The organism is Effusibacillus dendaii (genome assembly GCF_015097055.1).
Taxonomy (GTDB): domain Bacteria; phylum Bacillota; class Bacilli; order Tumebacillales; family Effusibacillaceae; genus Effusibacillus; species Effusibacillus dendaii.
Genome location: NZ_AP023366.1, coordinates 2,959,484 through 2,982,233 on the forward strand (window position 1 = coordinate 2,959,484; position 22,750 = coordinate 2,982,233).

Genomic DNA, 22,750 nt, shown 5'->3' on the forward strand with positions numbered 1-22,750 from the left:
CGTTCCTTGAGGGAATCGGGATCACCGTAATTACCGTGAACTTATTGGAAGTGGTAACGGATCGTATTCGAAATCGAAATTTGCCCTGTCGGATCAACCGCTTTCACACGGAATGAATCTCCGTCTGATGCCAACAGTGTATAGGAATTGGTTGTGGTATTGGCGATTTGCCGCCAACCCGACCCCGTATTTTGTTCGACCAGATAATGAAAGGCAGCCGCCGAAGGGGTCCATGCAAGTTCCGCTTGTCCCGTGCTGCCCGATCTGATGGATAAGACGGGGGCGGTCGCGGTCGTATCCGAAGAGGGTCCAGGAGTGCCCGGATTCTCTCCTGGCTCCGTCGCATGGGTGGCTCCCGGCGTTACCTGAACCGACGCAACAGCGGGTTGAATCGTTCCGTTTTGAATGGCGCATACCTGGAAGTAATAGCTGATACCCGCTTGTACTGTCGCATCGGTATACTGTGTCTCCTGCAGGTGTTCAGATATAATCTGGAAGGGCCCTGTCGGCGACGTTGACCGCATCATCACATATCCGTCTGCCTCTGTTACCGGTTTCCACGCAAGCGTGACAGAGGTTGGAGTATTGCTGACAATTTGTATATCAACAGGTGAACCTGCAGAAGTTCCCGCTCCGGATTCTGCGGAAGCACTTGTTCCAGAGTTTTTTGCGAATTGCTGTGGAAGTTCCATATAGGCGTCTGTCGGTCTGTATTTCTCATTTCCATCCGGCAGTTCATAAGGTTTCCGTTTGATAAAAATGCCTTCTTTTACAACGCTGCCCATGGCGGACAGTTTATCGTTCATCAGATATTTTTTTCCGTTGAGTTCGACGTATTTTACGCTTACCATAGTGTCGCACAGCTCTTTCGGTTCGGTTCCTTTTACAAACAGATCTGTTGTGACGGTTCCTAAAGCCCGACAAAGGTCGGTTGGAATTTTACCGGATTTTGTACACACTTCCGCTCGCGCAATTGTTTCCGGCATTGGAGGGAAAGACGGTTCTGCCGGCAATTTCGGATAGACCTTGTCCATAATGTCATCCCAAATTTTGAGAGGACGGGAACCCGAAGCGTCAATTGCGCTTAAATCTGCCATCGGATACGGGATATCATACCCCACCCAAATTCCCAAAGTGACGGCAGGAGTGTAGCCTACGAACCAGGAATCGGTAGTGCCGTCTGTGGTGCCGGTTTTGCCTGCAATTTGTCGTCCGGGAAAGTGGGCCCCGACTCCTGCAGCCGTGCCGCTTTTGACAACATCCTTCATCATATCTGTCAAAATATAAGCGGTATCTGGCGAAAACACTTTTTCTGCGGTGGGTTTATAGCGATACACTTCATACCCGGTCCGGTCGACGATGCGGGTAATCAAATGCGATTTTTTATATACGCCGCCGTTGGCAAAAGTGGAATAAGCGCCTGTTGCTTCTTCCACCGACATTCCATAAGTGAGTCCGCCGATGCCGGAAACAAGATTTTCATCGCTTTTTTGCAAAGTCGTTACACCCATTTTTTTCACATAATCAAGTCCGACTGCAGGTGTCACCAACTCGGTGGTTTTAATCGCCGGAATGTTGTAGGATCTTTTCAGCGCTTCTCTCGCTGTCATCAAGCCGTGGAATTTGTTGTCATAATTCATGGGAAAATACTTTCCGCCTGCCGCATTCGGATTGGCAAGAGCCATCGGCGTATCGTCCAGCACGGAACCAGGCGACAACAACTTTTTCTCAACAGCCGGTCCATAGACAGATAAAGGCTTCATGGTCGAACCGGGTTGCCGTGGCAGTGTGGTATGGTTGTTTTGATTCTTCTTATAATCGCGTCCGCCTCCGATTGCCAAAACACCGCCCGTCTGGTTGTCCAATAAAGTAGCGCCCGCCTGTTGAAGGGCATCTTTTATTTCTCGATTGTCGCTTGAACGATAACTGATCGGTTGGCCGTAAAAGTTTTTATCGTCTGCCAGCACCTGATCTACCGCATCCTGAAAATTTCGGTCGATAGTTGTGTACACCTTGTAGCCGCCTTTAAAGAGGGCTTGTCTGGCATCATCCAAATTGTCATATCGGCCTACAGACATTAATTTTTCTGCCGCGCGCCGTTCCACTTCCGAAATGACAAACGGGTAATTGTTGTACCCAGTGGCTGTTACTTTCGGTTTGACAATCGACGCTTCGATGTCAAACGAGCGCGCTTTCTGATAATCCTCCTGCGTAATATAACCGGCTTTCATCATTTCATTTAATACATAATTCTGATAGGTAATTGCATGTTTCAGTCCGGTATATGGATTATATTTGCCCGGGTTATTGGGAAGAGCCGCCAAAATCGCCGCTTGTGCCAGGTTCAGGTCGCGCGGGTCCTTGTTAAAAAACGCTTTCGAGGCCGCTTTTATGCCATAAATATTCGCATAACCGGATTTTCCGAAATAAATCCAGTTCAAATAGTGGACCAAAATTTCATTTTTGCTCATGGCCCGTTCCAGTTGAACAGATAAATACATTTCCTGCACCTTTCGTTTAATCGTTTGTTCCTGTGCGGGAAACATCACATTTTTCACCGTTTGCTGGGTAATCGTACTTCCGCCTGATACAATTCCGCCGCCGATGAAATTTTGGTAGGCGGCTCGCAGCACGGAAATCGGATCAATTCCAAAATGTTTGTAAAAATCCGCATCCTCTGCCGCGACAAATGCCTGTACGACATAAGGGGAAACTTCGTCCAGGCTCTTAATCAGTTCCCGTTCTCCGTCACTTTGCATAGAACCCAATAATTGATCGTTTCGGTCATATACGTTGGTGGTTGCAGAAAGACTGTTAAATGCCTCCGGGGTGAAAGCGGGTGCATCCTGAATCAGATAATAGACAAAACCAAAAGCACCTGCCGTACCAAGTAAACCGAATGCCAAAATGGATACAATAAGTATTTTTAACCAAAATCGAGGTTTTCTTTTGAATTTGCCCGTTCGGGTCGTTATATCCGTTGTCCGGTTGCTTTGGCTGGTCATAGACTTCCCCCTTGATTGCCCTATTATAGCAAAATTGGCAGAAATTTGAGAGACTTGTTCGACCTGTTTTGACAACGCTTAATTGGCTGTGTTACGGTTAGTTAGACTTAGAATTAGCAGGATTTTCAAAATCATTCCGAGTAATCTTGCTGAGTGACGGGGGAAGCTTATGGATTCAAAGATGCGAAAAGAAATAGAAAAACAACTTGAAGTGATTCGAATGGGGACGGCCGAAATTGTTCCAGAAGAGGAACTGGCTAAAAAATTGGCCCGGTCCCTGGAGACGAGTAAGCCGTTAAACGTGAAGCTGGGCGTTGATCCATCCGGCGCAGATCTCACATTGGGACATACGGTTGTTCTAAATAAACTTCGCCATTTTCAGGAATTGGGCCATCGGGCACAACTCCTGATCGGTGATTTTACAGGCATGATTGGGGATCCGACCGGAAAATCTGAGACTCGTAAACAACTCACACGTGAACAGGTTTTGGAAAATGCTAAAAGCTACGCGGATCAGGCGTTTCAAATTTTGGACCCGGAGAAGACGGAAATTCTGTATAACTCCACTTGGTTGGCCAAATTGAATTTTGCTGATGTAATCAAACTGACTTCTACAATGACAGTGGCCCGCATGTTGGAGAGAGAAGATTTTCAGAAAAGGTTTAGCGGCAATTTGCCGATCTCGCTGCATGAATTTTTGTATCCTTTAATGCAGGGGTATGATTCGGTGGCCATGCAGGCCGATATTGAACTCGGCGGCACCGATCAAAAATTCAATCTGCTGATGGGGCGCATGCTCCAAAAAGAATTTGGCCAGGAGCAGCAAATCGCTATCATGATGCCGATTTTGGAAGGATTGGACGGGGTGCAGAAGATGTCCAAATCCTTAGGCAACTATATTGGGATCAATGAATCACCGAATGATCAATACGGAAAAACAATGTCAATTCCGGATGAACTGATGGTGAAATATTTTGAGTTGGTGACCGCTGTTCCTGTACAGGAAATTGATCGGATTCGGAAAGGGCTTGCGGAAGGTACTCTGCATCCGCGTGACGTCAAAATGCGCCTGGCGCGTGAAATCGTTGGCCGCTACCACGGTTTGGAGGCAGCGAATGTGGCAGAAGAGTATTTTAAAACAGTGTTCCAACAAGGTGCTCTGCCGGCAGATATACCGGAAGTGTCCTACCATGCAGGAACCGTCTGGATTGTTAAGCTTTTGACCGATTTGAAACTCTGCCCTTCCAGCGGGGAGGCGAGACGTATGATTCAACAGGGGGCCGTCAAACTGAACGGTGAAAAAATATCCGATGTGGATACCCAGATTGAAGTGCAAGACGGTATGATTTTCCAGGTTGGAAAGAGGAAGTTTGCCAAAATTCGACTGTAACCGAAAATATTTTACCAAAAAATTGGTTTTTGTTGCAGGAGAATGACGAAACATATCTAATTGTTGTGTATACCGAATTCAATCGTCTTTTGAAGGGGCGTCAGCTTTTCTATGGTTTCTTTCCGTGAATTTTTCGAATCCATGTTCGATCGTTTGCAATCCGGAGTTATCCTGATTGATCTAAAAGGAAATATTGCAGATATCAACCGGTTTGCATTAACGTTGTTTGGAATTGACAAAAACGGATGGGTAGGAACCAGCGTCACGGCAATGTTTCCAGCTCTTAATATGGATGTAGTCCAACAATCTCTCACTGAGCAAATAACCTTATCGTTAGGCAAACTGCTCTTTCAAATAAATGGAAAAGAGTTGTATTTAAAAGCGGAAGTTTCTCCGTTGGTGATGTTGAATCAGACGGTCGGTATCATGCTGACATTCCAAGATCTTACGGAATCGTATCGAATTCAACAGGATATTGTAGAAGCGGAAAAGATGGCGGCGATCGGCAACATGGCGGCTGGCACTGTTCATGAAATTCGCAATCCGTTAACCACTGTAAAAGGTTTTCTGCAACTTTTGCAGCGAGATATCCAAAAAATGTCGGGGATTGGTTTGCTGCAGCGCAATTTTTCGGATAAATGCCAGAACGTTTTTCCGTTGTTGTTTTCTGAAATCGAAAAGATTGAGCAAATCCTAAGCAATTTTCTTTTGATCAGCAAACCGCAGGAACTTCGTTTTAAAGTGATTCGGGTTAACGATTGGCTTCATGAGATTATGCCAAGACTTCAGCAAGAAGCTCTTTTGCACAGCGCCAGGATCTTGTGTGAGTTCCCGCGAAAAAACTTTAAATTTTTTGGTGATATAAACGAAATCAACTCGCTGCTTTTCAATCTTGTGCAAAATGCGCTGGAAGCTGTCGCGGTCGAGGGCGGTGAAATCCATTTGTCGGTGGAGTCGTTTGGTGACAGTTTTCGTTTGTCTGTGCGCGATAACGGTGTCGGAATTTCAAGTGAGTTAATGTCGAATGTATTCGATCCGTTCACTACTACCAAACCGGAACGATTAGGTCTTGGACTGTCCATCTGCCGACAAATTGTTACCCGCATGGGCGGTTCGATATCGATTCAAAGTGAAACCGGCAAAGGAACCGTTGTCCAAACGGTCATCCCCTGTTTGCAGGATGAAATTCTGAGCTTAGAAGAGATGCGTCTGGGTCTGAAAGAAGCAGCGAAACGATAGCTGCTTTTTTTGTACTGCTTGCCTCCCCTTCGTCATAAAATGAATCGAAGGGAGAGGGGCGTATATGATCCAACTACGCAGAAGACGAATGCGCCTTCGCCGACCTGTAAAACGTTGGAGAGCGGTTTTTCTCATCGCGTTTTTTTTAATTGTACTGATGGTCGTTCAATCGCTTTTTTTTATCGAAACGAATTTGCGGCCTGCATTTGTTAATGTGGCCGAAACTATTGCACGCCAGTATGCAACGGAGACAATTAATGATGCGATTGTGCAAAAAATAGCGACAGACCAAAGTTATAAGGACATTGTTCAATTCATTAAAGATGATAAAGGGAATATAAGGTCAGCGGTTTTTAACATGCCGCAGGCAAACCGCATCGAGGCGCAGACGACCGAACAAATACAAAGCGTTTTGAAGGAAATGAATCAATCGGAGATTCGTTTGCCAGTCGGGCAGGCTCTGCATTCATCGATTTTGGCTACGTTTGGTCCTGACATTCCGATTACTGTCGTTCCGGTCAGCGCCGTTAATTCTGAAATCACTGAGGAATCGAATTCGCTTGGCATTAATCAGACCAAACATTCATTGATCCTCAATGTTAAAGTGCGAGTCAATGTCATTATTCCTTTTGTTACGAAACCAGTAGATGTTCAGGCAAAAGTGCCGATTGCCTCTTTCGTGATGGTGGGTGATGTTCCTTCGGTTTTCTATGATGTGCAAGGTACTCCGTTTATGCCAGTGAGTCCGCCGGTATATCCGAATCCAAGCGCTGGGCAGCAGCAAAAATAAAGTTGAATCTTGAGGGAGCCTTTATTTTACCGGAAAGGGTTCCCTCTTTTTCGTTTATAATAAATATAGGAGAATTAGTGAAAGGTGTTTGGAAAATGAACGAGGTAACCAAGAGATTTCTCCGTTTGTTCAATGACGAACAAGATTTTTATGAGTGCCACGAAATATTTGAAGAGGCTTGGAAGAGATCACAGGATCCAGTTGAAGCTCAATTTTACAAAGCTTTGGTTCAGGTGGCCACAGCCCAGTTTAAATTGAAAAAAGGGGTGTTGCGCGGAGTTCGAAAGCTCTATGAGTATGCCTACCCGTCTCTGCAATCCTTGCCCGATAAGTTGCAGGGGGTCGATCTCGCAAAATTGCGTCAAGATTTTCAAGCACTTGTTGATGGGTTGCCGTCGGAACACTATATTGGAGAAGATGATTACGAAAAATACGGTTTGCGCTTGCTAAAAATCCACAAGATCACTTGAATGGCTGAAAAAAGTGGAACGGAATTCGATTAAAAGAAATTTTTGCAGATTCTTGTTGGATTTTGTTTTACGCTTCGGATTGAGAGATGGCCTTCTGCGAGATATAATCATCGTTGTCGTCGAAACGCGGCGGCTTGTGGATCGGGTGACTGGATTTACCAGTTGCGGCTAACGGTCAAATGTGATAAGATAGCAATTGTCGCCGCGAGAGAGCGGCACGAAAAAAGATAAAAACTCCCACTTGTTTTGGGCGTTTGAATCTGTTAAGATCATGTTTGTCGCTGCTTTTGGGAAGCACAAACCAGTCGTTCTTTGTACCTAAAGGGCACAAGCACCCAAAGGGCACAAGCACCCAAAGGGCACAAGCAACGCTAAGCCACCAAAGGTGGCAGTCGTTCTTTGAAAACTGAATCGTGTAGGGAGCCAGATTGATTCTTAAGGAAATCCCGATTCCTATGGAACGGGATCCATTCACAGTAAGTGCTGAAGCACTAACTGTTCATTGAGAGTTTGATCCTGGCTCAGGACGAACGCTGGCGGCGTGCCTAATACATGCAAGTCGCGCGGGCGGAAAGAGAGCTTGCTCTCTGGAAGCCAGCGGCGGACGGGTGAGTAACACGTGGGTAACCTGCCTGACAGACTGGGATAACGCCTGGAAACGGGTGCTAATACCGGATAATCAGCCTTTAGGCATCTAAGGGGTTGTAAAAGGTGCTACGGCATCACTGACAGATGGGCCCGCGGCGCATTAGCTAGTTGGTGGGGTAACGGCTCACCAAGGCGACGATGCGTAGCCGACCTGAGAGGGTGAACGGCCACACTGGGACTGAGACACGGCCCAGACTCCTACGGGAGGCAGCAGTAGGGAATCTTCCACAATGGGCGCAAGCCTGATGGAGCAACGCCGCGTGAGTGAAGAAGGCCTTCGGGTTGTAAAACTCTGTCTTTGGGGACGAATGGCTGAGAGAGGGAATGCTCATGGCGTGACGGTACCCAAGGAGGAAGCCACGGCTAACTACGTGCCAGCAGCCGCGGTAATACGTAGGTGGCAAGCGTTGTCCGGAATTACTGGGCGTAAAGCGCGCGCAGGCGGCCATTTAAGTCTGGGGTGAAAGCCCGGGGCTCAACCCCGGGATGGCCCTGGATACTGGATGGCTTGAGGATCGGAGAGGCAAGGGGAATTCCACGTGTAGCGGTGAAATGCGTAGAGATGTGGAGGAACACCAGTGGCGAAGGCGCCTTGCTGGCCGATAACTGACGCTGAGGCGCGAAAGCGTGGGGAGCAAACAGGATTAGATACCCTGGTAGTCCACGCCGTAAACGATGAGTGCTAGGTGTTGGTGGGGTCCACCCATCAGTGCCGAAGTCAACACAGTAAGCACTCCGCCTGGGGAGTACGGTCGCAAGACTGAAACTCAAAGGAATTGACGGGGGCCCGCACAAGCAGTGGAGCATGTGGTTTAATTCGAAGCAACGCGAAGAACCTTACCAGGGCTTGACATCCCGCTGACCGGTTTAGAGATAGACCTTCCCTTCGGGGCAGCGGAGACAGGTGGTGCATGGTTGTCGTCAGCTCGTGTCGTGAGATGTTGGGTTAAGTCCCGCAACGAGCGCAACCCTTGATCTGTGTTGCCAGCATTGAGTTGGGCACTCACAGGTGACTGCCGGTGACAAACCGGAGGAAGGCGGGGATGACGTCAAATCATCATGCCCCTTATGTCCTGGGCTACACACGTGCTACAATGGGCGGAACAACGGGAAGCGAAGGAGTGATCTGGAGCGAAACCCTGAAAACCGTTCGTAGTTCGGATTGCAGGCTGCAACTCGCCTGCATGAAGCCGGAATTGCTAGTAATCGCGGATCAGCATGCCGCGGTGAATACGTTCCCGGGCCTTGTACACACCGCCCGTCACACCACGAGAGTTGGTAACACCCGAAGTCGGTGAGGGAACCTGAAAGGGAGCCAGCCGCCGAAGGTGGGATCGATGATTGGGGTGAAGTCGTAACAAGGTAGCCGTATCGGAAGGTGCGGCTGGATCACCTCCTTTCTAAGGAGCTCGAAAGAGCACAAGCACGAACACACAGGCTTCTCTACACGATTTGGTTTTGAAGGAACGACAGCCTTCGAGAGAAGGAAGAGTTTCTTCAGGTGGAAAGATTTGAGGGTTGCGGTCGCACATGCCACCGTGATATCAACATCTTCCGTTGATTTTTGTTCTTTGAAAACTGGATAGCGAATATGAGAAACGAAAAATTGCGAGGTAACTCATCTACCGGCCAAAGTGAAGTGAAGCGTTGGAGCAACACCGAATACTTTGGCGGGGACCCAAAGAGATTGGGGAGCGAGTATACAATTCACAATTAGCTGGGAAGATACCGAGTAAAACCGATGTAGATGATTAAGCTACAAAGGGCACACGGAGGATGCCTAGGCGCCAGGTGCCGAAGAAGGACGGAGCGAACGCCGAAACGCCTCGGGGAGCCGTACGCAGGCTGAGATCCGGGGATATCCGAATGGGGGAACCCACTGGACGTAATGGTCCAGTACCCGCTGCTGAATCCATAGGCAGCGAGGAGGCAGACCAGGGGAACTGAAACATCTAAGTACCCTGAGGAAAAGAAAACAACAGTGATTCCGTCAGTAGCGGCGAGCGAACGCGGAGAAGCCCAAACCAACCTGCTTGCAGGTTGGGGTTGCGGGGCGTCTCATGAGGAGTTACAAAATGGATGTGTAGGAGAAGCGGTTTGGAAAAGCCCACCGCAGAGGGTGAGAGTCCCGTATCTGAAACAGATCCATCTCCGAGACGGACCCCAAGTACCGCGGGACACGAGGAATCCCGTGGGAATCCGGGAGGACCACCTCCTAAGGCTAAATACAACCTGGCGACCGATAGTGAACCAGTACCGTGAGGGAAAGGTGAAAAGCACCCCGGGAGGGGAGTGAAAAAGAACCTGAAACCGTGTGCCTACAATCAGTCGGAGGACGTTTATGTCTGGCGGCGTGCCTTTTGTAGAATGAACCGGCGAGTTGCGATTGCAGGCGAGGTTAAGCAGAGAATGCGGAGCCGCAGCGAAAGCGCGTCTGAAGAGGGCGAAAGTTTGGAGTCGCAGACCCGAAACCGAGTGATCTACCCCTGGACAGGATGAAGGTGAGGTAACACTTACTGGAGGTCCGAACCCACGCACGTTGAAAAGTGCGGGGATGAGCTGGGGGTAGGGGTGAAATTCCAATCGAACTCGGAGATAGCTGGTTCTCCCCGAAATAGCTTTAGGGCTAGCGTCGAAGTAAGAGTCATGGAGGTAGAGCACTGATTGGGCTAGGGGCCTTCGCGGGTTACCGAACTCAGTCAAACTCCGAATGCCGTTGACTTATTTTCGGCAGTCAGACTACGAGTGCTAAGATCCGTGGTCAAGAGGGAAACAGCCCAGACCATCAGCTAAGGTCCCGAAGTACCGGTTAAGTGGGAAACGATGTGGCGGTGCACAGACAACCAGGATGTTGGCTTAGAAGCAGCCACCATTTAAAGAGTGCGTAATAGCTCACTGGTCGAGTGACGCTGCGCGGAAAATGTAACGGGGCTCAAACCGGACACCGAAGCTATGGATGACAATGTCGTGGTAGGGGAGCGTTCTATGCTCGTGGAAGTCAGACCGGAAGGACTGGTGGAGGGCATAGAAGTGAGAATGCCGGTATAAGTAGCGAAAAGACAAGTGAGAATCTTGTCCACCGAAAGCCTAAGGGTTCCTGGGGAAGGCTCGTCCGCCCAGGGTTAGTCGGGACCTAAGCTGAGGCCGAAAGGCGTAGGCGACGGACAACTGGTGGAAATTCCAGTACCACCGCGCTCGCGTTTGAGCGAAGGGGTGACGCAGGAGGATAGGGAGAGCGGCCTGCTGGAGATGGCCGTGTAAGCAGTGAGGAGGAGGAGTAGGCAAATCCGCTCCTCGTGAGACTGAGCTGTGATGCCGAGGGAAACTGAAGTACCGAAGTCCCTGATTTCACACTGCCAAGAAAAGCCTCTAGTGAGTGAGCCGGTGCCCGTACCGCAAACCGACACAGGTAGGCGAGGAGAGAATCCTCAGGTGCGCGGGAGAACTCTCGTTAAGGAACTCGGCAAAATGGCCCCGTAACTTCGGGAGAAGGGGCGCTCCGGTAGGGTGTCAAAGCCTGAGGGAGCCGCAGTGAAAAGGCCCAAGCGACTGTTTAGCAAAAACACAGGTCTCTGCTAAGCCGAAAGGCGACGTATAGGGGCTGACGCCTGCCCGGTGCTGGAAGGTTAAGGGGAAGGGTTAATGCCGAAAGGTGTGAAGCTTTGAACCGAAGCCCCAGTAAACGGCGGCCGTAACTATAACGGTCCTAAGGTAGCGAAATTCCTTGTCAGGTAAGTTCTGACCCGCACGAATGGCGTAACGACTTGGGCGCTGTCTCAACGAGAGACCCGGTGAAATTGTAATACCTGTGAAGATGCAGGTTACCCGCGGCAAGACGGAAAGACCCCGTGGAGCTTGACTGTAGCTTGATATGGGAGATGGGTACATCATGTACAGGATAGGTGGGAGACATCGAAGCTTGGGCGCCAGCCTAGGTGGAGTCGACGTTGGGATACCACCCTTGAGGTATTGATCTTCTAACTCGTCACCTTGAAGCAGGTGAGAGGACAGTGTCAGGTGGGCAGTTTGACTGGGGCGGTCGCCTCCTAAAGAGTAACGGAGGCGCCCAAGGGTTCCCTCAGCGCGGATGGAAATCGCGCTTTGAGTGCAAAGGCAAAAGGGAGCTTGACTGCGAGAGGGACAACTCGAGCAGGGACGAAAGTCGGGCTTAGTGATCCGGCGGTGCCGAGTGGAAGGGCCGTCGCTCAACGGATAAAAGCTACCCCGGGGATAACAGGCTTATCTCCCCCAAGAGTCCACATCGACGGGGAGGTTTGGCACCTCGATGTCGGCTCATCGCATCCTGGGGCTGAAGTAGGTCCCAAGGGTTGGGCTGTTCGCCCATTAAAGCGGTACGCGAGCTGGGTTCAGAACGTCGTGAGACAGTTCGGTCCCTATCTGCCGCGGGCGCAGGAAGTTTGAGAGGAGTTGTCCTTAGTACGAGAGGACCGGGATGAACCGACCGCTGGTGTCTCAGTTGTGGTGCCAACTGCAACGCTGAGTAGCCAAGTCGGGACGGGATAAGCGCTGAAAGCATCTAAGCGCGAAGCCCCCCTCAAGATCAGACTTCCCACATGGAGAACATGGTAAGATCCCCTGAAGAAGACAGGGTAGATAGGCTGGGTGTGGAAGTGCCGTGAGGCATGGAGCTGACCAGTACTAATCGATCGAGGGCTTAATCCATCATGGATTCCCATGCGCCACTCATATTCGCATCTGGTTTTCAGGGAGCAACCCTGAATAAAGAAAGAGGAAGCTCGACCAGGAACTGTGACATCCTGTCACAACGTCGAGCGACTTGCATCCCTGCGAGTCTAGTGACAATAGCGGAGAGGACCCACCCGTACCCATCCCGAACACGGAAGTTAAGCTCTCCAGCGCCGATGGTACTTGGGCATGAGCCCTGGGAGAGTAGGTCGTTGCTAGGCTGTTTTTATTGTTAATCATCAAGATTCTTGATGATTTTTGTTTTCTTTTGTCAGTTGAATCGTTTCTATGGTTCTGATATCATTTCAGTATTGTGATTTCAAAACGCAGGTTAAGTGAGTAATCGCGCTGATCTTTGCATCAGTGAGGAAAGTCCACACTCGCCCGGGCTGTGATGCCTGGAGTTTGGATGCCTGACGAATCCATAAGTCAGGGCAATCTGGTGTAACAACTGGGTTGACGGCGGTGAACGGAGCTACGTCTGCTGTCAGATATGCTCCTATTAGCCTGAAAGTGCCACAGTGACGAAGTCTTCTTGGAAACGAGAAGAGTGGAACGAGGTAAACCCCATCTGCGAGAAACCCAAATTACGGTAGGGGAACTGCCCGAAAGGAATTCGAACGGACGGGCGGATCGCCATTAGGCGATAGTTAGATGATTACTGCTCAAGTGCGAGGTTGGCGACCGTTTGCAGCACGAGAGAACAGAATGTGGCTTACAGCTTTATCCTGCATGCCGATCTTAAAAAAGTGAGTCCGGTCTATCACCGGACTTTTTTGTTAGGAATTACCCTTGTCATATGTCCAATCGTTTGCTACTATAATTAAAATTACTGAATCGTTTTAAAGTTTATTGTGGGAGTGGACGTTAATGAGAAGCGATATGATCAAAAAGGGTTTTGACAAAGCTCCACATCGTAGTCTTCTGAAAGCAACCGGGTTGAAGGATGAAGATTTTGATAAACCGTTTATTGCGATTTGCAATTCGTTTGTTGAGATTATTCCGGGCCATGTTCACCTAAACGAATTTGGCAAAATGGTCAAAGAAGCCGTCCGGGCGGCTGGTATGATACCGTTTGAATTTAACACCATCGGTGTTGATGATGGGATTGCAATGGGACATATCGGAATGCGCTATTCCCTTCCGAGCCGGGAATTGATTGCTGATTCGGTTGAAACGGTCGTCAATGCCCATTGGTTCGACGGAATGATTTGCATCCCCAATTGTGACAAAATTACACCAGGCATGATGATGGCGGCTATGCGGATTAACATCCCAACCGTATTTGTTTCTGGCGGCCCTATGGCAGCCGGTAAAACAAGTTCGGGTCAAGTGGTCGATCTGAGTTCCGTATTCGAAGGGGTCGGTGCTTACCAGGCGGGTAAGATCTCGGAGAGCGAATTGAAGGAAATTGAAGATAATGGTTGTCCTTCCTGTGGTTCCTGTTCCGGTATGTTCACAGCAAATTCAATGAACTGTCTGTGTGAAGTTCTGGGTATTGCATTGCCGGGCAACGGATCCATTTTGGCAACGGATCCAGCTCGTAAAAATTTGATTCAACAAGCGGCAGAAAGCCTAAAACTGTTGATTGAAAAAGATATCAAACCGCGTGACATCGTTACGATGGAAGCAATTGATGATGCGTTCGCTCTCGACATGGCGATGGGCGGATCTACCAACACGGTTCTTCATACATTGGCCATTGCGCGTGAAGCGGGTATCGAATATCCGATGTCTCGGATTGACGAAATTTCCCGCAGAATTCCGCATCTTTGTAAAGTAAGCCCCGCTTCCAACTGGCATATGGAAGATATTCATCGGGCAGGTGGAATTAGCGCCATCTTAAAAGAGCTTGGTAAAAAAGAGGGTGCGCTGCATCTCGACCGCATTACGGTAACGGGCAAAACACTCCGTGAGAATGTCATGCATGCGGATATTCAGGATCCGGCAGTAATCAAGACAATTGAACAACCGCACAGCCATGAAGGCGGACTCCGCGTACTGACGGGCAATCTGGCTCCTGATGGGGGCATTATTAAGAGCGGCGCAACAGAGGTCAAACATTTTGAAGGACCTTGCGTTATTTTTGAATCCCAAGAAGAAGCGCTGGAAGGTATCATGATGGGCCGGGTGAAAGAAGGTTCTGTCGTGGTGATTCGTTATGAAGGTCCGAAGGGCGGTCCCGGCATGCCGGAAATGTTGGCTCCTACATCGGCCATTGCGGGGATGGGACTTGGCTCAACAGTGGCGCTCATTACAGACGGCCGTTTTTCGGGAGCAAGTCGCGGCATCAGCGTAGGACACATTTCTCCGGAAGCGGCTGCAGGTGGCCCGATCGCTCTTCTTCGTGATGGAGATATCGTTGTCATTGACGTAGATGAGCGGTTGATTGAAGTAAAAGTCAGCGAGGAAGAATTGGCTAAACGCCGTGCGGAATGGGTGGAACCGGAACCGAAAGTGAAATCCGGCTGGTTGGCTCGCTATTCCAAATTGGTGACGTCTGCAAACACAGGCGCTGTTTTAAAAGTGTAATCGAACCGAAGAACCAACGCTTGTCTTGCATCGTATTTTCGATGCGGACGGGCGTTTTTTTATGGGAAAAATTCTCACTTTACGCTTACAAAAATCAGGTGATACTACCTATACACCTACAAAAAAGGGGAGATGACAGATGACGGTCGTATCGTTAAAACCGGAACTCAGGACAGCGGGCGGCGAAACGGTCAGCATCTATTGCAACGAGGACTGGGTGGGCGATGTGTACTTAGTATATCGGGAAGGTGACTTGCTGACCGGGACCGTACAGATCGACACCGGGAAAGTAAACGAACGGAATCTGGAATACGTGTTGGACGAAGTTCGAACGTACATCAGTCATCTCACGGCGGCCCTGAAAATTTCCACCTCCTCTGTAGTGATGATGTATGGGGACATTGAGCAGATATTGGAAATGGAACCGATGAATGTTATGGATCCAGATCCGAATTACCATGATGTAGATGTGAACAGCACTTATGAAACGGATTTTGAAAGCAACGATGGGGATGATGAATACCATCTGAGTCTGATTTCAGACGAAGGAGAACATGTCAAATACCATTTGCGAGACGATTTTAACAATGTAATCGGCATGGTTTCCGTCGATGAAGTGGACGACACCATTTCAGGGCGCGTTGATTTTTGGGTGGAACCGGACAAAAATGAGGCGGAAGAAGTAGCGGAAATGCTGTTTGAAACGTTTAAAGACGGCTCGATCTCACAGATTACATTTACTATGAACTATGAAGATCAGCATGTGGCGGACATGTATTTGGAGCATCATTAAAAAATACGCGCATGAATAAATGAGCGCCAATGGTTCCTGTTTTGCAGGGACCATTTTGTTTGATGAAAATTGCGGTATAATGAATTGGACAGAAAAGGAGGAGGAAAAACGGTATGAAAATTGGGTTTATTGGAGCAGGAACTATGGGTTTGCCGATGATTGGAAATTTGCGAAAAGCAAATTTTGACGTGGCCGTATATGTAAGACGTTCAGAAATCGAGGAAGCAGTTACAAAAATCGGTTGTACTGCCACAAATACATATAACGAGTTAGCGTCTACCTGCGATGCCGTATTGCTTTGTGTGCCAAATGATGCGATCGTAGAAGAGATTGTGGCCGGGTCTGACGGATTATTGGCATCCGCCAAACAAGGCCTTGTAATCATCGATCACAGTACTGTCTCGCCCTATACCAGCCGCAAGCTGTATCAACTTGCCAAAACCAAACAAGTATCGTATTTGGATGCGCCGATTTCCGGTGGCCCGATGGGTGCGGAAGCAGGTACATTGACAATTATGGTGGGCGGCGATCGGGGATCATTTGATGCGATGATGCCTGTTTTCAATCCGATGGGGGAAAACATCCGGTGGATGGGGGAGTCAGGCGCTGGAAACATTGCAAAACTGGTGAATCAATTAGTGATTGGTGTAACGCAAGCCGCTCTTTCCGAAGGATTTGTCCTGGGCAGTAAAATGGGTGTGGACCCACAAGCGCTTTACGAAGTGTTGGCGACCTCCACCGGCAACAGCGCAATGCTGCATCGGACCGTCCCCAACTGTATTCTGAAAAGGGATTTTTCACCAAAATTTACAATTGATCTGCTCTTTAAAGATTTATCGCTCGCAAACGACATGGGTCGACAGGAGGGAGTACGATTGTTGGCGAGCAATCTGGCGGAACAAATTTTTCAGGAAGCTCGAAATTCTGGTCACGGCGCCAAAGATATAGCCGCTTTACTGCTTCCGTTAGAGAAATTGGCGAAAGTGGAAGTGAAAAATAATTAGACAAAAGTTGACGAAAAATAGGAGCTTGTCTATAATGGGTCCAAAGGCAATCTTTTGTCAAACTCGCACAAATCGATGATTCTTAAAACTAGGTGAGTAAGAATCATTGATTTTATTCCGAAAATTCGGATCGTGCGGCACGAAGGTTTTCTCGTTTTAACGGGTGTGTTGTTTCTCCCATTCCCATTCCCTGGAGAATCAGCACACCTGTTATACGTAGAAGGCCTTTTTCTGTGATAGAACGGGTTTTGTAAATAGATGACGGTTGCCAAGAATGGATTCCTGTTATATACTGTCTCCTAATTGGAGACTTCTGTCTTTTATGAAGGGACAAAAGAAATGGGGAGTGGGGAGCCATGAAAGAACAGGTCAGAATTGGCATGTTGGGGCTTGGAACTGTTGGTTCCGGAGTCGTCAAAGTATTAGCGGAAAATGGAACAGAAATTGAAAAAAGATCGGGTCTCCCTATCCGCATTAAATCAATTGTTGTACGCGATCTGGAGAAAGAGAGACTGGTGGAAGTTCCTGCTGAATTGTTGACCACTGACGCCTGGCAGGTTGTAAATGATCCCGAGATCGATGTGATCGTTGAGGTTATGGGCGGCATTGAAGGAACGAAGGATCTTTTATTGACCGCTTTCCGCAATGGAAAAAGCGTAGTAACGGCAAATAAAGACCTGATTGCCGAACATGGGGACGAACTGATTCTGGAAGCTACGCGAAACGGTTGCGATTTTTTGTATGAGGCGAGCGTCGGAGGGGGAATCCCTATCATACGCCCGCTCCGGAAGGATTTGGCCGGGAATAAAATAAGCGAGGTAATGGGAATTGTAAATGGCACCACCAATTATATTTTGACCCGGATGACCCAAATGGGGATGGCGTTTGAAGATGCTCTGAAAGAAGCGCAGGAACTGGGATATGCCGAAGCGAATCCTGCTTCGGATGTAGAGGGATGGGATGCCGGTCGTAAAATCGCAATTGTAGCGTCCCTGGCATTCAATTCACGGGTCAACTTTTCCGATGTAGATACGGAAGGGATTACTTCCATCACGGAAAGAGACATCGATTACGCGAAACAGATGGGATATGCAATAAAACTGATTGGTTCGGCAAAAGAGACGGAAAACGGCAGCATTTCAGCGCAAGTGTATCCGGCGCTGGTTCCGCAAGACCATCCGCTCGCCTCCGTCAATGGTGTTTATAACGCGATTTTCGTACGAGGAAACGCGATTGGCGAGGCCATGTTCCTTGGGCTTGGTGCAGGGCAACTGCCGACTGCCAGCTCGGTGATCGGGGATATTGTGGAAGCGGTTCGCAATTTCCATGCGGGCACGCGGGGGAAATTTTTGGTTGACTGTTATGAACAGAAGACCATCCAGTCTTCTCTTGAAAATAAAAATCGGTTCTATTTGCGTTTGGAAGTGGCTGACCAACCGGGAGTGCTGGGAGCGATTGCCGGCAAAATTGGACAGCATGGGGTGAGCATTCATACGATGTTCCAGAAATGGACAGATAGCCAAACGGCGGAAATTGTGGTGATCACCCATGAAGTACGGGAAGGCTCTCTGCGTGACGCGCTGAATGAATTGGGCGACATGGAGCATGTACATGCGATTAAGCAAACCCTGCGAGTCGTGAGCTGATATCGTACGCATGAAATACACGCAATTGGGAGAGAAAGAATCGCGCGAAGAAGAAGGCGGGGGGCAGACGATGAAAGTGGGGTACTTGGGCCCGAGAGGAACGTTTTCGGAAGAAGCTTCCTTTCGTTTTTTTGAAGGGCAGGATGTAACTTGGAAAGCGTGTACCTCCATTCCAGATGTACTGTATGCTATTCAGGAACAGGATGTTGATTATGGAGTTGTACCGATTGAAAATTCAATCGAAGGTTCTGTCTCCATGACGATTGATACTTTGTCGGGAAACGAGGATCTGTTTGTCACAGCGGAGATTGTGATGCCAATTGAACAGGGGTTGCTTACCAACCCCGGATGTAAAGTTTCTGATATCAAAGAAGTATGGTCGCATCCGCAAGGTTTGGCGCAATGCCGCAACTTCATCCGGGAAATCGGCGCAGAGGCAAAAACTTACGACAGTACTGCGAAGGCTGCACAAGAAGTGGCCGCCAGCAAACGCACAGACGTGGCTGCAATTGGAAGTTCCTGGGCGGCGAAAATTTTTGGACTTGAAATTCTGCAATCCAATCTACAGGATCTTACCGAAAATCATACACGTTTTGTAGTTGTCCGAAAAGGCGCAATCCCGCTTCCTGAATCGGATCACACGATGCTGTTAGTCACGTTGAGTGAAGAACGGCCCGGCGCTTTGGTGCATGTACTGAATATATTTGCCGCCTTCGGGCTTAATTTGATTCGCCTCGAATCAAGGCCAACCCGCAAGAAATTGGGAACTTACCAGTTTTTTATTGATGTAGAAGCGGGCGTGGAAACGGATGACATGCAAAAAGCGGTTTCCGTAATTGGCACCTTCGGACATCAGGTCCGCGTTCTAGGCGGATACAAAAAAGACAAAAAAAAGTAAAAATGTCCATTGACAGGTAAACGCTTGGGTCACTATAATCAGTTTAAGTCTTGGAACACGTAACGTGAATAAATGAACTGCGATGACAAGGACAAGTAGAAAGAAGCTCTGGTGCCAGAGAGCCGACTGTAAGCTGAGAAGTCGGTCGCCATCTTTATTTCGAAGCTCACCTTGGAGCTTTGTTTCTGAAAAGACCAAATTCCCACTAGGAAACAACGGAATGTCCCCGATATCGGACAAAGTCAGTTACGACTTACGGAGTCTGTTTTTTGTGAGAAAAACAGAGAAACTGGGTGGTACCGCGAGATCCTTCGCCCCAGCAGCCGAACAAGTGAGTACATTCACTTTCGTTCGGGTGTTTTGGAGAAGGATTTTTTTATTAGCTTCTATCACGGTTTGCTTTTTGTTTAGTCCGCTTAGACTGACAATTCAGAAAAAGGAGAGAAAACCTGTGAGTGAATTGGTAATTTATTTGGATGGTGAGTTTGTGCCCCGCAGCAAAGCGGTTGTGTCGGTGTTCGATCACGGTTTTTTGTACGGGGACGGAATTTTTGAAGGGATTCGCAGTTACTCCGGCAATGTATTCCGACTGAAAGAACACATCAAACGTCTGTATGAGTCGGCGAAATCGATTCTGCTGGAAATTCCGCTTACCCAGCAGGAAATGGAAGATAGCGTGTTGGAAGTGTTGCGCAGAAACCAACTTCCTGATGCGTATATACGACTTGTTGTATCACGAGGTGCCGGTGACTTGGGGCTGGACCCGCGCAATTGTAAAAAAGCCAGCGTCGTGATTATTGCCGAACAGCTTAAGCTGTACCCGCAAGAATTTTATGACAATGGGCTTGCACTTGTGACCGTGCCAACCAGACGAAACAATCCGGATGCGCTCAATCCGAAGATTAAGTCGCTCAACTATTTGAACAACATCCTGGTCAAATTGGAAGCGGCAAGAGCGGGTGTGATGGAAGCTTTGATGCTGAATCATGAAGGGTACGTATGTGAAGGTTCTGGTGACAACGTTTTCCTCGTAAAAGACGGAAAAGTGATTACGCCGCCCACATACTTGGGAGCGCTAGAAGGAATTACCCGTAACGCCATTATCGATATTTGCCAGAGACTTGGGATTCCCTGCGAGGAAAAACCGTTTACCCGGCATGATGTGTATGTGGCGGATGAAGTATTCCTGACGGGAACGGCGGCGGAAGTGATTCCAGTGGTAGATGTGGACTCCCGTATCATCGGGAATGGAAAGCCTGGCCAGATGACGGAACTGTTAACACGCGAGTTTCGCAAAATTACTGTTGTAGAAGGAACGAAAGTGCCTGGATTGGCTTGAAAATCTTTTTAAAAATCAACTTTGGAAGAGGTGGGGAAGAAGATGTCACAAGCAATCAAACCAGCGCCGACATCGAATGCGCCGCAAGCAAAGCCGGTTCAGATGACGGGGGCTGAAATGGTTGTGGAATCCCTGAAGCGTTTAGGGGTTGCAACGATTTTCGGATATCCGGGAGGTGCGATTCTTCCCATATATGACGCTCTCTATGAAAGCGGCATTGAGCATATTTTGACCCGGCACGAACAAGCGGCGATTCATGCAGCTGAAGGATTTGCACGGGCAACCGGCAAAGTGGGGACGGTCATGGCTACGTCCGGTCCGGGCGCGACCAACCTGATTACCGGAATTACCGATGCGTATATGGATTCGACTCCGGTTGTGATCATCACCGGTCAGGTAGCGACTTCCTTAATTGGAAGCGACGCGTTTCAAGAAGCAGACGTGATGGGGATCACCATGCCGATCACGAAGCATAATTTCCAAGTCCGCAAAACGGAAGATATTCCTCGTATTCTGGCGGAAGCTTATCACATTGCGGGAACTGGCCGTCCCGGTCCCGTGTTGGTTGATGTTCCGAAAGATGTGGCAAATGGAAAAGCGAATTTTGTATTTCCGGAGACCGTTAATATCCGGGGTTACAATCCGACGACCATGCCAAGCATGCTGCAGATTGAACGGGTAGCGGAAGCGATTGCGGAAGCGGAACGGCCATTGATGTATATTGGTGGCGGCATTATCAGCAGTGAAGCGTCAGAAGAGCTCCGTCGATTTGCTCGTGAATCGGGAATTCCGGTTGCCAGCACGCTGATGGGACTGGGAGCGTATCCGCAGAATGATCCGTTGTATGTGGGTATGTTGGGCATGCACGGTACCTATGCGGCAAATATGGCAATTTTCCATTGTGATCTGCTCATTGCCTGTGGCGTCCGGTTTGACGACCGGGTGACCGGCAAGCTGGAACGGTTTTCGCCTAATTCGAAAAAGGTGCACATCGATGTCGATCCGGCGGAAATCGGCAAAAACGTGGCAATCGAATATCCGATTGTGGCGGATGCAAAAAATGCGTTAAAAGCTTTGCTTGAAAAGGCGCCGCGTGCGAATTGCGCGGACTGGCAGCGGCAAATCGCTGCTTGGAAAGCGGAATACCCGTTAAGCTTTAAGCAGCAAGGCGAATCGCTAAAGCCGCAATATGTGATTGATCTGATTAATAAATTGACCGATAGCCGTGCGATTGTGACGACAGAAGTCGGACAGCATCAGATGTGGGCAGCCCATTTCTACCAATTCAACGAGCCACGGAAATGGATCACGTCCGGCGGACTGGGTACGATGGGATACGGTTTCCCGGCAGCGATTGGCGCACAGCTTGCGAAACCGGATGAACTGGTCATCTGTATTGCAGGAGATGCGTCGATCCAGATGAACATCCAAGAACTGCAAACCATTGCAGAGCGAAATATTCCGGTCAAAGTGTTCATCATCAACAATGGGTTCTTGGGAATGGTGCGCCAATGGCAGGAACTGTTCCATGAAAATCGTCTGTCCGAATCGAAAATTGGAGCGCCTGATTTTGCCCGAGTTGCAGAAGCGTTCAATGTCAAAGGGATTCGTGCGGAAAATACGGCTCAGGCCGAACAGGCAATTAAAGATGCGCTGGCGCATCCCGGTCCGGTCGTGGTTGATTTTATCGTGGAGGAAGCGGAAAACGTGTTCCCGATGGTACCACCCGGCAAAGGAACAGATGAACTGATTGTTAAGGGGTGGGAAGAGTGAGACATACCCTGTCTGTAATCGTAAACGATACGCCTGGCGTGCTTGCAAGAGTGGCTGGATTGATCTCCCGCCGTGGATTCAACATCGACAGTCTGACTGTAGGGCCGAGTGAAGAACCGGGGGTTTCCCGTATGACGATCACCACAATCGGCGATGAAGCGACTGTCGAACAGGTTATGAAACAGCTTCACAAACTGATTGACGTGATTAAAGTGCAGGATCTGTCGGAAGACCCGATGGTGGAGAGAGAACTGATTCTGATCAAGATTGCTGCAAATCCGGCTTCCCGCTCGGAAATCAATGGCATTGTGGAACCGTTCCGCGCAACGATTGTCGATGTCGGGCGTTCTTCGATGATGATCCAGGCGACCGGCAGCCGGGAAAAGAACGATGCGATTATTGAATTGCTTCGTCCCTATGGGATTAAAGAAATTGCCAGAACCGGAGTAACCGCATTGGTGCGTGCACAAGTGGCGGCCAGGGTGAAATAACCCGGAAAGCCAGTTGTCATTACGA

The 22,750-nt window shown here is 48.9% G+C and carries 13 protein-coding genes, 3 rRNA genes, 1 other RNA gene and 1 other annotated feature; of the genes, 16 read left to right on the plus strand and 1 reads right to left on the minus strand.

The window, feature by feature from the left end:
* Nucleotides 1-41: 41 nt before the first annotated feature.
* Nucleotides 42-3,005 (minus strand): PBP1A family penicillin-binding protein, encoded by a 2,964-nt coding sequence (locus skT53_RS15780; RefSeq protein ID WP_200758760.1) that lies wholly within the window; start codon nucleotides 3,003-3,005, stop codon nucleotides 42-44.
* A 169-nt stretch (nucleotides 3,006-3,174) separates the two neighbouring features.
* On the opposite strand from skT53_RS15780, the gene tyrS reads away from it, so the two are divergent.
* The 16 genes from tyrS to ilvN all read left to right on the plus strand — a co-directional run bounded on the left by tyrS (nucleotide 3,175) and on the right by ilvN (nucleotide 22,725).
* Nucleotides 3,175-4,395, plus strand: coding sequence for a tyrosine--tRNA ligase (tyrS, locus tag skT53_RS15785; RefSeq protein ID WP_200758761.1), 1,221 nt, complete (start codon nucleotides 3,175-3,177; stop codon nucleotides 4,393-4,395).
* Nucleotides 4,396-4,506: 111 nt separating this feature from the next.
* Nucleotides 4,507-5,634, plus strand: a complete 1,128-nt coding sequence (locus skT53_RS15790) for a two-component system sensor histidine kinase NtrB (RefSeq protein ID WP_200758762.1) — start codon at nucleotides 4,507-4,509, stop codon at nucleotides 5,632-5,634.
* 64 nt (nucleotides 5,635-5,698) lie between these two features.
* Nucleotides 5,699-6,424 carry a sporulation protein YunB gene (yunB, locus tag skT53_RS15795; RefSeq protein WP_200758763.1) on the plus strand — a complete coding sequence of 242 codons (726 nt, stop codon included), beginning with the start codon at nucleotides 5,699-5,701 and terminating at the stop codon, nucleotides 6,422-6,424.
* Nucleotides 6,425-6,519: 95 nt separating this feature from the next.
* A complete protein-coding gene (locus skT53_RS15800) occupies nucleotides 6,520-6,894 on the plus strand; it encodes a DUF309 domain-containing protein (protein ID WP_200758764.1) in 375 nt (124 codons plus the stop codon).
* A gap of 498 nt (nucleotides 6,895-7,392) precedes the next feature.
* Nucleotides 7,393-8,942 (plus strand): 16S ribosomal RNA (locus skT53_RS15805).
* A 349-nt stretch (nucleotides 8,943-9,291) separates the two neighbouring features.
* Nucleotides 9,292-12,225: ribosomal RNA gene (locus skT53_RS15810) — 23S ribosomal RNA — on the plus strand.
* 130 nt (nucleotides 12,226-12,355) lie between these two features.
* Nucleotides 12,356-12,470, plus strand: a 5S ribosomal RNA gene (rrf, locus tag skT53_RS15815).
* The 16S, 23S and 5S rRNA genes sit together here, the layout of an rRNA operon.
* Before the next feature lie 110 nt (nucleotides 12,471-12,580).
* Nucleotides 12,581-12,972, plus strand: an RNA gene (gene rnpB / locus skT53_RS15820) — RNase P RNA component class B.
* A 147-nt stretch (nucleotides 12,973-13,119) separates the two neighbouring features.
* The gene (gene ilvD, locus skT53_RS15825; protein ID WP_200758765.1) at nucleotides 13,120-14,781 is read left to right on the plus strand and encodes a dihydroxy-acid dehydratase; all 1,662 of its coding nucleotides are present in this window, start codon (nucleotides 13,120-13,122) and stop codon (nucleotides 14,779-14,781) included.
* Nucleotides 14,782-14,920: 139 nt separating this feature from the next.
* Nucleotides 14,921-15,574, plus strand: a complete 654-nt coding sequence (locus skT53_RS15830) for a hypothetical protein (RefSeq protein ID WP_200758766.1) — start codon at nucleotides 14,921-14,923, stop codon at nucleotides 15,572-15,574.
* Between the two features lie 113 nt (nucleotides 15,575-15,687).
* Nucleotides 15,688-16,578 (plus strand): NAD(P)-dependent oxidoreductase, encoded by an 891-nt coding sequence (locus tag skT53_RS15835; RefSeq protein WP_200758767.1) that lies wholly within the window; start codon nucleotides 15,688-15,690, stop codon nucleotides 16,576-16,578.
* Nucleotides 16,579-16,934: 356 nt separating this feature from the next.
* Nucleotides 16,935-18,224: a homoserine dehydrogenase gene (locus skT53_RS15840; RefSeq protein WP_200758768.1), complete on the plus strand. Its 1,290-nt coding sequence runs from the start codon at nucleotides 16,935-16,937 to the stop codon at nucleotides 18,222-18,224.
* Between the two features lie 10 nt (nucleotides 18,225-18,234).
* Nucleotides 18,235-19,122, plus strand: a complete 888-nt coding sequence (gene pheA, locus skT53_RS15845) for a prephenate dehydratase (protein WP_226375250.1) — start codon at nucleotides 18,235-18,237, stop codon at nucleotides 19,120-19,122.
* Nucleotides 19,123-19,195: 73 nt separating this feature from the next.
* Nucleotides 19,196-19,444, plus strand: a binding site (T-box leader).
* Between the two features lie 129 nt (nucleotides 19,445-19,573).
* Nucleotides 19,574-20,461: a branched-chain-amino-acid transaminase gene (gene ilvE / locus skT53_RS15850; protein ID WP_264175975.1), complete on the plus strand. Its 888-nt coding sequence runs from the start codon at nucleotides 19,574-19,576 to the stop codon at nucleotides 20,459-20,461.
* A gap of 42 nt (nucleotides 20,462-20,503) precedes the next feature.
* Nucleotides 20,504-22,234, plus strand: a complete 1,731-nt coding sequence (ilvB, locus tag skT53_RS15855) for an acetolactate synthase large subunit (protein ID WP_200758769.1) — start codon at nucleotides 20,504-20,506, stop codon at nucleotides 22,232-22,234.
* Nucleotides 22,231-22,725, plus strand: coding sequence for an acetolactate synthase small subunit (gene ilvN / locus skT53_RS15860; protein WP_200758770.1), 495 nt, complete (start codon nucleotides 22,231-22,233; stop codon nucleotides 22,723-22,725). The genes ilvB and ilvN overlap by 4 nt, the downstream gene beginning before the upstream one ends.
* The last annotated feature ends 25 nt before the right edge of the window (nucleotides 22,726-22,750 follow it).

What these genes read in the sequence shown, in the direction of transcription:
- yunB (WP_200758763.1), top strand. Translation starts at nt 5,699, where the DNA reads ATGATCCAACTACGCAGAAGACGAATGCGCCTTCGCCGACCTGTAAAA.
- skT53_RS15830 (WP_200758766.1), top strand. Translation starts at nt 14,921, where the DNA reads ATGACGGTCGTATCGTTAAAACCGGAACTCAGGACAGCGGGCGGCGAA.
- skT53_RS15840 (WP_200758768.1), top strand. Translation starts at nt 16,935, where the DNA reads ATGAAAGAACAGGTCAGAATTGGCATGTTGGGGCTTGGAACTGTTGGT.
- skT53_RS15800 (WP_200758764.1), top strand. Translation starts at nt 6,520, where the DNA reads ATGAACGAGGTAACCAAGAGATTTCTCCGTTTGTTCAATGACGAACAA.
- tyrS (WP_200758761.1), top strand. Translation starts at nt 3,175, where the DNA reads ATGGATTCAAAGATGCGAAAAGAAATAGAAAAACAACTTGAAGTGATT.
- skT53_RS15780 (WP_200758760.1), bottom strand. Translation starts at nt 3,005, where the DNA reads ATGACCAGCCAAAGCAACCGGACAACGGATATAACGACCCGAACGGGC.
- ilvB (WP_200758769.1), top strand. Translation starts at nt 20,504, where the DNA reads ATGTCACAAGCAATCAAACCAGCGCCGACATCGAATGCGCCGCAAGCA.
- skT53_RS15790 (WP_200758762.1), top strand. Translation starts at nt 4,507, where the DNA reads ATGGTTTCTTTCCGTGAATTTTTCGAATCCATGTTCGATCGTTTGCAA.
- skT53_RS15835 (WP_200758767.1), top strand. Translation starts at nt 15,688, where the DNA reads ATGAAAATTGGGTTTATTGGAGCAGGAACTATGGGTTTGCCGATGATT.
- ilvD (WP_200758765.1), top strand. Translation starts at nt 13,120, where the DNA reads ATGAGAAGCGATATGATCAAAAAGGGTTTTGACAAAGCTCCACATCGT.
- pheA (WP_226375250.1), top strand. Translation starts at nt 18,235, where the DNA reads ATGAAATACACGCAATTGGGAGAGAAAGAATCGCGCGAAGAAGAAGGC.